The organism is Shewanella polaris, from assembly GCF_006385555.1.
GTDB lineage: Bacteria > Pseudomonadota > Gammaproteobacteria > Enterobacterales > Shewanellaceae > Shewanella > Shewanella polaris.
Map to the genome: position 1 here is coordinate 4031381 of NZ_CP041036.1, position 12154 is coordinate 4043534.

At 40.5% G+C, this 12154-nt stretch carries 11 protein-coding genes; 3 read left to right on the top strand and 8 right to left on the bottom strand.

The annotated features are described in order from the left end of the window. Positions 1-38 precede the first annotated feature (38 nt). Positions 39-617: a nucleoside triphosphate pyrophosphohydrolase family protein gene (locus tag FH971_RS17590; RefSeq protein WP_137225220.1), complete on the top strand. Its 579-nt coding sequence runs from the start codon at positions 39-41 to the stop codon at positions 615-617. A 95-nt stretch (positions 618-712) separates the two neighbouring features. Here FH971_RS17590 and FH971_RS17595 read toward each other — a convergent pair whose 3' ends face one another. From FH971_RS17595 to uvrD, 4 genes are all read right to left on the bottom strand, one after another. After that, a complete protein-coding gene (locus FH971_RS17595; protein ID WP_140235160.1) occupies positions 713-1732 on the bottom strand; it encodes a hypothetical protein in 1020 nt (339 codons plus the stop codon). 231 nt (positions 1733-1963) lie between these two features. Further along, positions 1964-2881, bottom strand: a complete 918-nt coding sequence (locus tag FH971_RS17600) for an alpha/beta hydrolase (protein WP_140235161.1) — start codon at positions 2879-2881, stop codon at positions 1964-1966. Between the two features lie 33 nt (positions 2882-2914). Continuing rightward, the gene (ubiA, locus tag FH971_RS17605; protein WP_140235162.1) at positions 2915-3775 is read right to left on the bottom strand and encodes a 4-hydroxybenzoate octaprenyltransferase; all 861 of its coding nucleotides are present in this window, start codon (positions 3773-3775) and stop codon (positions 2915-2917) included. A 37-nt stretch (positions 3776-3812) separates the two neighbouring features. Then, on the bottom strand, positions 3813-5996 hold the full coding sequence (gene uvrD, locus FH971_RS17610) for a DNA helicase II (protein WP_137225212.1): 2184 nt from the start codon (positions 5994-5996) through the stop codon (positions 3813-3815). Between the two features lie 353 nt (positions 5997-6349). Between uvrD and FH971_RS17615 the strand changes: the two genes are divergently transcribed. Next, positions 6350-7222 (top strand): LysR family transcriptional regulator, encoded by an 873-nt coding sequence (locus FH971_RS17615; RefSeq protein WP_140235163.1) that lies wholly within the window; start codon positions 6350-6352, stop codon positions 7220-7222. A 97-nt stretch (positions 7223-7319) separates the two neighbouring features. On the opposite strand, the gene FH971_RS17620 is transcribed toward FH971_RS17615, so the two are convergent. The 3 genes from FH971_RS17620 to FH971_RS17630 all read right to left on the bottom strand — a co-directional run bounded on the left by FH971_RS17620 (position 7320) and on the right by FH971_RS17630 (position 9772). Then, complete coding sequence (locus FH971_RS17620; protein ID WP_137225208.1) at positions 7320-8258, bottom strand: SPFH domain-containing protein; 939 nt, start codon at positions 8256-8258, stop codon at positions 7320-7322. Then, the gene (locus tag FH971_RS17625; RefSeq protein ID WP_137225206.1) at positions 8258-9187 is read right to left on the bottom strand and encodes an SPFH domain-containing protein; all 930 of its coding nucleotides are present in this window, start codon (positions 9185-9187) and stop codon (positions 8258-8260) included. The genes FH971_RS17620 and FH971_RS17625 overlap by 1 nt, the downstream gene beginning before the upstream one ends. Before the next feature lie 123 nt (positions 9188-9310). After that, on the bottom strand, positions 9311-9772 hold the full coding sequence (locus tag FH971_RS17630; RefSeq protein ID WP_137225204.1) for an NfeD family protein: 462 nt from the start codon (positions 9770-9772) through the stop codon (positions 9311-9313). Positions 9773-10234: 462 nt separating this feature from the next. On the opposite strand from FH971_RS17630, the gene FH971_RS17635 reads away from it, so the two are divergent. After that, the gene (locus FH971_RS17635) at positions 10235-10987 is read left to right on the top strand and encodes an outer membrane protein OmpK (RefSeq protein WP_137225202.1); all 753 of its coding nucleotides are present in this window, start codon (positions 10235-10237) and stop codon (positions 10985-10987) included. 128 nt (positions 10988-11115) lie between these two features. Here the strand turns inward: FH971_RS17635 and udp are convergent, their stop codons facing one another. Beyond that, the gene (gene udp, locus FH971_RS17640; RefSeq protein ID WP_140235164.1) at positions 11116-11874 is read right to left on the bottom strand and encodes a uridine phosphorylase; all 759 of its coding nucleotides are present in this window, start codon (positions 11872-11874) and stop codon (positions 11116-11118) included. Positions 11875-12154 lie beyond the last annotated feature (280 nt).

The window sequence follows — 12154 nt, forward strand, 5'->3', positions numbered from 1 at the left end:
CTTTAAAATTAACCCACATTTATTATTAAGGTATTCCAATGAAACTCAGTCAATTAACCCAATCCATTTACGATCATTTATACCGCGACATTTTTGAGTTTCGCAACACCTTTGACCTGCCCGTTAACGATAGTGCTAGCCTAGACGATAAAGCAGACACTTTGCATACATCATTAATTATTGAAGAAATGACCGAGCTTGCAGAAGCCGACTCGCGTATTGAACAAGCTGATGCCATTGTTGACTCAGTTTATGTGTTAATGGGCCGCTTAGTGCACTTAGGTGCAGCCCAGATAAGTGATAGTCTAGAGATCAGCTACCTTATCGATTTATTGCTAAACGTGGCTAAAAACCGCGAAATAGACTTTATCCAATGCTGGGATGAGGTGCACTCAAGCAACATGAGTAAAGTGTGCCGAAATCAACAAGAGTTAGATGAAACCATCGCCTTTTACGCTAAACAAGGTGTTGAAATAGTCGGTAGCACTAAAGGTGAGTTTATTATTGCCAAGTGCGCTAAAGATGTTGATATGGCAGGTAAAGTGGTACGCCAAGGCAAAGTCTTAAAATCCGTTTACTATCGCCCTGCAGACTTAACCACGTTAGTGCGAGATTAATCAGTAAATCAGCTACTCGATTTTTACTTAGTAGTACTGGTTTACTCATAAAAAAATGCGCTTTCATTAGCGCATTTTTTTATGACTGCTTTCAGTTATTCAACCACCGAAATTTTGCTATTGTTCAGCGCCTGAATTAACCGCTGCGGTTCATCCACACTCAAATGAATCACTTTCATGGGTTCCGGTAACTGGCCCATACCACCATGATAAATGACCGGACGATTTAGCGTAATAGTGACATTACTCTGCCCACGACCAATAATAATGGTTTCTGGTTCATCTTTATTTAATTCAGCTGATTCTTGATTATCAACACTGGCAATATCCGCAATGTTCACGACCATAAATCCCCACAATGAATTATTGATCACTAAGTTATCTCTGATTAAATACAAAGAGTAATAACGTGATAACCGATGATTAGCCACAATAGACATCAAGGTATAGGCAATAATGCTCGAGACAATAATTGCCAACCACTCGCTCCATGAGACCAATAATAAATAACTGCTACAAGATGCGGTGATACAACCTATTAGCATTAGCCATACATGCCAGCGCGTTGCACTATTGAGATTGATATTAGCGATGGCCGCCGGATGATGACGTGAAAACCAAGGGATTGAATAAAACCAGTTGGTCGCTTCACTGGCCAGAATAAGTGCGATAGTTAAACTTTTTTCATCGCCATCCCGATACGTTTCTACCGCACCAACTCTAGGATCGCCCTTAAGCTTTCGCACCTTAATCAAGCCACGAACAACACTCACCACCAAGTACAATTCAATAACCAGCAACACTGCAATAATCGGATATCGTAACCATGCAACAAACTCAAAATAGTGCGCGACTTCGGCAGGGAAACTTAACCGAGCAACCAGGCTGCTTAAACTGAAAACGATAATCAATTTCCACAGTTTCTGGGCGCCCATTTTGATAATACAATACCAGTAGCTCAGAGGCAGTAACAAAAAATACACTACACAAATAAGGTATAACGACCACTTATCAGCATCGCTCGTTAACGACTCAGGCGTACACTGAACACCGATAACAAAACTGAATATCATTAAGACTAAAAAGACTAACCGATATTTAACTGTTGCTCTCATTCAATACTCTTCCTTGGGTAATCTCTATTCAATTATTGACGCGCTGTAGAAATGGATGTGGGGGCAGATAAAAATAAAACAAGTTATTAACATATCAGCAAAAATACGTCTTATGGAAATTGATTAGCTCAAAAGTTGTTACAGGAAATGATTGATATAGCTTTATCACGCAACACGACAAAGAGTTGCACTATAATTAAGCGACTTTATAGGGCTAATAGGTGATTTGAGTTAAATACTGCGTTTAAACAACCAAGTTAAACCATGAATTGCAGTAGTTGGGAAAGCCATCGAATGATCGGCCTCTGGGATCACCAGCAGCTTGAGTTGTAAAGCGCCGGTTTTAGCAGATGGATGAGATTGAAGTATTTGATAAAAAGCTTGAGCGTCTGCCACCATATGATGATTATCATTAGTATGAGGTGGCTTTTCTAATTCGCCAATACCAATAAAAACCTTGGCAGATATTGCTGGTGTGTGACTAAAACGCTGAGAAAACTGCTGCAACAATTGCTTATTATCGAACCACAGAGATGGGCTACCCAATACATAATAATCAAATAGCCTTGGTCGTTCTAACAATATATATGCACCCAGCAAGCCGCCTAACGAATTTCCCATAAAAGTATCATATTGCTTATTTACCCGAAAATTCGTTTCAACAAAGGGCATAACAATATTACTGATAAAGCTAACATGTCGTTTAGCCTCACCCGTCGGTAATGTCCAACTCGGATCGTGACTTGGAGTGAAATCTCTAATCCGACTCGCAGAGCCTTTACTTGGCTTTTGATAGCCAATAGCGACTAAAATAGCTTGTTGCATTATGTTGCTGTTCATCAGAAATCGCGTTGCACCAGACACCACTTGCAAACTGTACATGCTATCAGTCATGTATATCACTGGATATTGATGTGAACTACTTTGCTGGTATTTTTTGGGGAGTTTGATCATCACTTGATAGTCACGATCGCCATCTTTGAGTATAAATTGACGGGTACGAGGAATGTTGACAACCGCAGCTGTAGAATACACATCGACAGTGCTGCTTGGTAAACTAGCTATTACAGCATCATGGTTAGCTGACACATTGGTTATGGGGAACCAACAACATATTATCGCGCAGCACAACCAATAAGTTGTTTTCATGCATCCCTGCCCTATGGTAATAAACCACAAACGTTAAATCATATAATCCAGTGCGAGTGCGATAAACAGTATCATCCCTGCCCAGTTATTATTTAAAAAGGCTTTAAAGCATGGGGCACGTTCATGATGGAAAATTAATCGTTGCTGATACATCGCAAACCCGATAAAGCTGATAATACCCAAGCCATAAATAACCCCTCGATCGGCCAGCAGCCCAGCCATCACAAAACACCCTAACGCAGCAAGTTGAAATAGGCCGATAATCTGTCGGTCAAAGCGGCCAAATAAGATAGCGGTTGATTTAATGCCAACTTTTAAGTCATCGTCACGATCGACTATGGCATACATGGTGTCGTACGCTACCGTCCAACACCAATTAGCCATAAATAACCACCAAGCTTCAACTGGCACTTCACCAAGTTGAGCAGCATAGGCCATCGGAATTGACCAACTCCACACAATACCCAAAAACATTTGTGGCATGTTGGTCACCCGTTTCATAAACGGGTACATCACAGTTAATACTATCCCGACTACAGATAACTGCACCACGAGAGGATTAAGCCATAACACTAAACTAAAAGCAGCCAACCCTAAAAGAGTAAATAGAGTCAGTGCCTCTTTAACAGACACTTCACCCGACACCAACGGTCGCATACTCGTACGCTCGACATGAGCATCTAATTTACGGTCAGCAAAGTCATTAATTATGCAGCCATTAGCCCGCATAATAATCACTCCCACGATGAAAATGAGTAACACCTTGATATCAGGCATACCATGAGCGGCTAACACCAATGCCATTAAACAAGGCCATAACAGAAGTAAGGTGCCAATGGGTCTGTCAATCCGCATTAATCGTGCATATGCACGCAACTTATCTTGCAATGACATTGGTGTCGTATCTCCATGATTTAGCAAGTTATACAGATTAACAGTGCTCTAATTTTGCTAACGACACCAACAACCATTTGCAGCCAAAATCGACAAAATCAACCTGCACACGGCCTTTTTCACCAGAGCCTTCAAAGTTAATCACCTTGCCTTCACCAAACTTAAAATGCTTCACTTTAGAGCCAACTCTATAACCAGTATCATTAAAACCATTCGGCTTGGTAGTGACCGTCGCAGGACGAGCAGCAAAGCGTTTGCTGATCGATGGCTTCACCTGAGCACGTATGCGAATTTGTTCAACGAATTTTTCAGGAATTTCGTTAATAAATCGTGATGGGCTAGCATAATCTTCACGGCCATAAATACGACGGGACTCAGCATAACTGATGTACAGTTTCTGCATTGCACGGGTCATTCCGACATAACATAAACGACGCTCTTCATCTAAACGATCGCCTTCATCTAGTGCCATCTTGCTCGGGAATAATCCTTCCTCAACACCCGCCATAAACACCATTGGAAACTCAAGTCCTTTGGCCGAATGTAACGTCATCAATTGCACAGCATCGGTAAAGGCATCAGCCTGACCTTCGCCAGCTTCTAATGCTGCATGAGATAAAAAGGCATTAAGCTCGCCCATGTCTTCAAGTTCTTCAGGCATTTCGAAACTGCGCGCTGCAGTGACTAACTCATTTAAGTTTTCAATTCGCGCTTGGGCTTTTTCGCCCTTTTCAGCCTCGTACATGGTACGCAAACCTGAACGGTCAATCACATCATCAGCCATCCGATACAACAACATATCTGCAGTATCAGTACGCATCGAGATAATCAGTTCCATAAAGCCATTGATGGCATTAGCTGCACGCCCAGCTAGTACTTTTTCTTCAACTAAATGCACACAGGCTTGCCAAAGTGTTAGCTGTTGCTGTCTGGCTGTTGAGCGCACAATATCTAAAGTGCGATCACCAATACCACGAGCTGGGGTATTCACCACACGTTCGAATGCGGCATCATCATCTTTATTATTGATAAGACGCATATAGCCCATTGCATCTTTAATTTCTTGACGCTCGAAGAAGCGCAGACCACCGTAAATACGGTAAGCTAACCCTTTGTGTAAAAAGGCTTCTTCTAATACTCGCGATTGCGCATTTGAACGATATAAAATCGCGCACTCGCTCAAACTACCGCCTTTTTCCTGCCAATCGCTAATGCGACCCACAATGAACTTGGCTTCGTCCGTCTCATTAAAGGCGCAATAAACAGAAATGGGCTCGCCATCTTTGTCTTCAGTCCATAACTCTTTGCCCAAGCGATCTGGGTTATTAGAAATCACAGCGTTAGAGGCATTCAAAATATTCGCCGTTGAACGGTAATTTTGTTCTAAACGAATCGTTGTTGCACCGTCAAAATCTTTTAAGAAACGATGGAGGTTTTCAATTTGCGCACCACGCCAGCCATAAATGGATTGATCGTCATCACCGACAATCATCACATTAGCCGTTTTGCCCGCTAACACACGGATCCACGCATATTGTATCGCGTTAGTATCTTGAAACTCGTCTACTAAAATATGACGAAAACGCTCTTGATAATGTGCCAATAAATGCGGTTTATTCAACCATAACTCATGCGCACGTAATAGGATTTCAGCAAAATCGACCAAACCTGCACGATCACAAGATTCTTGGTAGATTTTATAAATATTCAGTAAGTTTTGCTCAATCGGAAACCCGCCTGCATCGATATGCTTAGGGCGAAGACCTTGATCTTTCTTACCATTGATATAACCCTGAGCTTGACGCGGAGGATACTGCTTCTCATCTAAATTAAGGCTTTTTAGAATACGTTTTAACAAACGCAACTGATCGTCAGAATCGATAATCTGGAAGCTTTGCGGTAAATTGGCATCTTGATAATGAGTGCGTAATAACCGATGGGCTAAACCGTGGAAGGTACCAATCCACATGCGTCCCATGTTAGTACCCACGACCTTTTCCACCCGTTCACGCATTTCTGCCGCGGCTTTATTGGTAAAGGTGACTGCCAAAATAGAATATGGACTTTGTTGTTCAACTTGCATTAACCACGCTATACGGTGGGTTAATACTCGGGTTTTACCACTGCCGGCACCCGCTAACACCAACATATTTGAAAGTGGTGCGCCAACTGCCTCACGCTGCTTATCGTTTAGGCCGTCTAATAATGATGATACGTCCATTTTTCCTCCCAGAAATCTGCATTGCATTATATATCAAATAGCGAGGGTCTGTTTACCTTTCGTGGGCCGATATGGTTCTAAATAAACACTTATTAATCATGGTGCAATATGTGACACCTGGTATTTTAAGAATATATCATGCAACTTTTAGCCATATTCCATACAATAAAGAGCAAAACAAGTTTAATTGAGATCCTTGCTAGGTTTACCGTATACGTTTGCTGAGAGGTAGAGGGGTTCGCTAGAATAACAACAGCATATTTTGAATGTCTTAGTGGCCCTATCAGCCTAAATTGACAAAGATACGCATGAAAATTACTATACAAATTAAGATAGTTACTTAGGTTGTCATATTGAATATCAAAGATTTAGAGCTGTTTATTGCCGTAGCAAAACTAGGCAGCTTCTCCAAAGCGGCTAAATCACTTGATACCCGCCGAGCACTAGTAAGTCGCCGCATTGCAGATTTAGAAAAACAGCTCGGCGCACCGCTGTTTACCCGTACGACCCGAGTAATGAAATTAACCACTTCTGGCCAACGTTACCTTAGCCAAATAACACCGTTAGTTAACCAACTCAAACATGCTGGAGACGTATTTAAACATCGTCACGACGATGTACAAGGTAAGTTAAGAATAGGCTTACAACCCTTTGTTGATAAGCTGATGGATAAACACATTGCCAATTTTATTCATGCTTACCCACAAGTACAGTTAGAAGTGTTTATTGTGCCGGGGCAAATTCAAGATCTAAAACGTTTAGATTTAGATTTCATGCTCAATGTCGGTGAGGTCAGTAAAGGGAATATCCATAGCCAAAAGCTGATGACCTTTGAACGAAAATTGTATGCTAGTACACTTTATCTTGAAAATTCATCGGTTATTGAAACCATTGATGATTTACATTATCACTCACTTTTGGGCTATCGGTCTGCAGAAGGTATATTAGAAGATAACTGGATATTTCAACATACAGAAATCAGCGCAAATCATAAAGTCATTTGCAGTGATTACAACTCTTTGTACCACTTTTGTTTAGGCGGTGCTGGGATTACGTTATTGCCTCAAGTCATTGCAATCGCGGCTGTTGAAAACCAACAATTAATCAATGTATTACCCGAACTAAGTGCCGGATTCAAAGATATTAATATCATTTATCCTAAAGACCACATCATATCGGCGGCGACTAAAGCATTTATTGAACACTTAACCCAAATGGTTAAGTAACCTGAACTCGGGATAAGTAAGTAACATTTAGGCCAGCAATGCTGGCCTATTTAATGATTAACCTCAACCCAGAAAAACAGGTTGGATAAAAGTCGATTTATTTCTTATCGTCTTTTAAACCAATGCTGTCCATCCAATATTCAAAATTAACTAAATTACCAGGTAACACAATACGACTATCAGGTTTGCTTAAACCATCTAACTGCTTCATGTATTGTTCACCAAGTTGCATCCGCAGAGCACTTTGTCCACCTTCTGACGAAATAACCACAGCCAATCGTTCTATTGATTCAGATGTCGCTTTAGCTATCGTTAGAATTTCCTGAGCCTTACCTTCGGCCTCATTAATACGACGCTGCATTTCACCTTCAGAACGATTGATGGTTTCCGCCATGACACCTTCTGAACGGTTAATTTTACTTTGTTTATCACCTTCACTTTTGGCTAATAATGCCCGACGTTCACGTTCGGCATTAACCTGCATTTCCATGGCGTTTTTAACCGTTTCAGGAGGGGTGATGTTTTTAATTTCGTAGCGGTGAACCCTAATACCCCACATTGAACCCGCTTCATCAAGCACCTCAACCACTTTGGCCGAAATTAAATCACGCTCTTCAAAAGTACGGTCAAGGTCTAACGTGCCAATCACTGAACGAGTGGTAGTTTGCGCCAATTGAATGGCTGCATAACGGTAATCCGTTATGCCATAACTGGCTTTTACTGGATCGGTTACCGAAATATAAATCACGCCATCAACTTCGACATTCACTTCATCACTTGAAAAACACTCTTGCGGTGGCACATCGATAGTTTCTTCTTTTAAGTCATGAATATAAGCGACTTTATCAACAAAAGGGATCAGCGCATGAAAGCCAGCATCTAAGGTATTGTGATATTTGCCTAACCGTTCAACGATATAAGCAGACTTAGTTGGAACGAGGCGAATAGACTGAAATAATTTGAGCACAAAAATGGCAAAAATAGCGCCCCAAATAACCATAACAATAAAATCAGTATCAATTCCGTTAATCAACATTAGCGTGCTCCTTTTACTGATGAATTGGTTACGGCGTGAGTCACTTGTTCCATTCCTTCAAAAAAACCTTCCAGCTTAGCCATTTCAGCTGGCACCACAGACACTTGAGATTCGGATAGAATTTTGCCCACTTGCCCAATAAACTGTTCTTTGAGCAACATGTTCATCGCATCATTACCACCATTGATGGTCAATGCCTTACAAATCATTGCCATGCCTTCTGCTTTGGCATTAGCAACTATTGAAATTTGTTGTCCGGTACCGATTGCTTCGTTAATTCGTTTTTGCTTTTGGCCTTCAGATAGATTAATCGCCTCTTGACGCTCACCTTGTGACATATTAATCATCGCGGCTTTTTCTGCATTAGCTAAGGTAATTTCCGCACGTTTACGACGCTCAGCTTCCATTTGTTTTTCTAAGGTGTGAATAACATTACGCGATGGCGTAATATTTTTAATTTCGTAACGTAACACCTTAATTCCCCATGGATCAGAGGCTTTATCAATCTCACGGACTATCGACTCATTCAAACTGTCACGTTCTGAAAATGTTTGTGATAAGGTCAATTTACCAATTTCAGAGCGCATTGTTGTTTGAGCCAGATTTACCGCCGCACGACGATAATTTTCGATACCATAACTGGCCAATTTACCATCCATCACTTTAAGGTAGACTAAACCGTCAACTTCTAATTGGGTGTTATCCTTTGAAATACAACTCTGTGGCGGAACATCAAGCACTTCTTCACGAGTGTCGTGTCGATAAGAAACACGATCAACAAAAGGAACCAGAAAATGAAAACCTGGCTGTAACACAACACGAAACTTACCCAGACGCTCAATCACATGCACTTCACGCATTGGCACAATTAACATGAGTTTGTACAAAATAAACATTACAAATAAAAAAACGATTGTTAACACAAACATATCTACTCCCTTTTAAACTGACTTTCCTAAATAACATTGGACGGTAATCACTACCTAATATTCTAATAAAACTATTTTAAAGCATTGATAATAAATTGTTTTTATAATAATACCAGATTATCACTATACCGAATCAATAATGGGTTCAACAACAAAAGCAATATTATCCCGACAAATAATTCTCACTTTAGTGCCCTCTTTTATTACTGATCCATCACCCAAAGCGGTCCAATCTGAACCTAAACAACTAATTCGCCCCGTTTGTTGTCCAGGACCAATGGTTTGTTTAACGATGGCGACTTGGTTATACAAATCGGTTTCTTCGTCGGTATTATCAACATGGGAGTCGCCGCCCACTAACCGTTGGGTTATATGACGAAAACTCAGTAATAGTACCATTGAGGCCATAAACCATAATGTCAGGCTTTGTACCAATCCATCGATAATGCCAACAGCCAGTGCAGATGCGACAAGAAGGCATGCTGCACCTAATAAAATCACAATACCACCCGGAATAATTATTTCCGCTAACATCAACAACAGTCCTAGCACTAGCCAAACAGTGAGCGGGTTTGAAAGCTCCATATACTCCCCCATAATATGAGAATGTCCTTTAATTCACTATAACATCTTTATTTATTAATGCGACATATTATGTCAAACATGCACATTATGTTCTGCGTTATAAACGCTTGATCGACTTACATGATCTAAACAGTGCGTCATTATTAATGACGCCGACATTTTCGTTAAGTGATACAGGATATTTACCCACATTTATAACATAACAGAGCCAGCATTAGTCGTTATGCATTGCATCACATTGACAATTTATATACTCGCGTTAGCGATTATATCGACCATGAAAACAATGAAATCGTCACATTCTTAACAGTTTTAATTGTGATCTAGCAAAATATTGAATATATTGCGCCCATTGTGCATGATCCAGAATAATAGATCGCAAAGTTGTACTCGATCGATTTAAAATTTACGCCTAAACTGTCACTACTGATCAACCTGAATACTTAATTAACCGGAAGAAACATGAAAAGAATCTACCTTTTAGCGACACTTATCCTCTCACCAAATGTTTTTGCTGACGATTTAGTTCAATGGTGGGATGTTAGCGCGACTGTCTTGCATGGTGAAAACTATGACTTAGCACCATCAGAAAGACAAACAACGATTACCCTAGAAACAGCTGGTGCCTGGAAGTATGGCGATTGGTTTGTATTTCAAGATTTTATTAATTTTAATGGTAATAATAACGGTGTTGATAGCACAAATTATGGTGAAATTTCACCTCGGTTTAGTGCGAGTAAAATATTGGGTCAGCCTGTTAGCTTTGGTGCGGTAAAAGATGTCTCTTTAGCACTCACTTACGAAGAAGGTGAAGGCCCTGTTAACAGTATGCTTTATGGTATCGGTTTAGACTTTGACGTGCCATTTTTTAGCTACTTACAACTGAACACATACCGTCGTGACGCTATTAGTAGTGGCAACAACAGCGATGGTTGGCAGTTTACTCCAGTATTTAGAATCGACGTGCCAGTGGGCAATGCCAATATTATTATCGATGGCTATATTGATTGGGTATTTTCTGCAGACAACAACGGCTATGACGAAAACCTACACTTTAATCCGCAAATAAAATATGACTTAGGCAAATCATTATTTGGCGATCACAAACAAAACAAGCTGTTAGTGGGTATTGAATATGATTATTGGCAAAGTAAATATGGTGTTGCGGGCATTGACCAAAGTACCTACTCAATCATTGCGAAATATCATTTCTAATCTAGGCTGCCCCTTATAAAAATTAGATAACAAAAAAGGTGCCTAGGCACCTTTTTTAATGTTTACGTGTTAACTCAATCTGTTATAACAAAATCGCTTGTTAAAATATGATGGCCAACAGCATGAGTTTACGCTAGCAATTTTTTCGCTGCTGCGACAACAATAGACACTGCACTAACTTCAGTTTTCTTCATTGTAGCTTCATCAGGAATTTCTTGCTCGGTACGGTTTACAATAACACCCGCTACACACGCTGCACGCCAACCTTGAGTTGCACACATAGTAAATAGTGTTGATGATTCCATTTCATAGTTCAGCACGCCCATTGCTTGCCATTCTTTCATTGAACCAACAAAGCGCTGAGTTACGCGACCAGAAACAGTATCGTAACGTTCTTGGCCTGGATAGAAGGTGTCAGAAGAGGCAGTAATACCGATATGTGGCTCTATGCCTGCATCTCTACACGCAGCAACCATTGCTGTAGTACAAACAAAATCAGCAGCAGCAGGAAACTCTAACGGAGCAAAGTGCAAACTGGCACCGTCTAAACGCACTGATGCGTGAGTGACAATGACATCACCCACATTCACATGTGGTTGAATTGAACCCGTTGTACCGACACGCAAAAAAGTTCGCACACCCAGTTGTGCTAACTCTTCTACTGCAATAGATGTTGATGGTCCGCCGATCCCCGTTGAACAAACAACAACAGGTTTGCCATCGATATAAGCTAAATAGCTGGTGTATTCACGATGGCTGGCTAAGAACGTTGCGTTGTCCATTAGCTCGGCAATACGCTTAACACGTTCTGGATCACCAGGTACGATTGCTAAGGTAGCGCCATCTAACATTTTTTTAGTTAATCCTAAGTGAAATACATCGGACATTATGAAAACCCCTTTCAGTTTTGAATATTAAATTCTTATAATCCAGACTTTAACTGAGTCTTTAGGCGCATAAGGTTAACTTGATCACATATAAATTCATAATAGTTAATATGCTTTCGTTAAATTATTACTAATATATGTCAAAATCCCACCAAATACACAGCTTTCAGCATAGTTGAGAGGGAGTAAAAACAACAAGCTATTTATCTAAATCAAAAACGATTAACGTGATTTACATCAAATTAACCTTAACAAATTTGGGTGGGGTATTAGTCATACC

Bases quoted from the DNA above. Each gene is read 5' to 3' on its own strand.
- FH971_RS17590 (WP_137225220.1), top strand. From the start codon at position 39: ATGAAACTCAGTCAATTAACCCAATCCATTTACGATCATTTATACCGC.
- FH971_RS17595 (WP_140235160.1), bottom strand. From the start codon at position 1,732: ATGAGAGCAACAGTTAAATATCGGTTAGTCTTTTTAGTCTTAATGATA.
- FH971_RS17600 (WP_140235161.1), bottom strand. From the start codon at position 2,881: ATGAAAACAACTTATTGGTTGTGCTGCGCGATAATATGTTGTTGGTTC.
- ubiA (WP_140235162.1), bottom strand. From the start codon at position 3,775: ATGTCATTGCAAGATAAGTTGCGTGCATATGCACGATTAATGCGGATT.
- uvrD (WP_137225212.1), bottom strand. From the start codon at position 5,996: ATGGACGTATCATCATTATTAGACGGCCTAAACGATAAGCAGCGTGAG.
- FH971_RS17620 (WP_137225208.1), bottom strand. From the start codon at position 8,258: ATGTTGATTAACGGAATTGATACTGATTTTATTGTTATGGTTATTTGG.
- FH971_RS17625 (WP_137225206.1), bottom strand. From the start codon at position 9,187: ATGTTTGTGTTAACAATCGTTTTTTTATTTGTAATGTTTATTTTGTAC.
- FH971_RS17630 (WP_137225204.1), bottom strand. From the start codon at position 9,772: ATGGAGCTTTCAAACCCGCTCACTGTTTGGCTAGTGCTAGGACTGTTG.
- FH971_RS17635 (WP_137225202.1), top strand. From the start codon at position 10,235: ATGAAAAGAATCTACCTTTTAGCGACACTTATCCTCTCACCAAATGTT.
- udp (WP_140235164.1), bottom strand. From the start codon at position 11,874: ATGTCCGATGTATTTCACTTAGGATTAACTAAAAAAATGTTAGATGGC.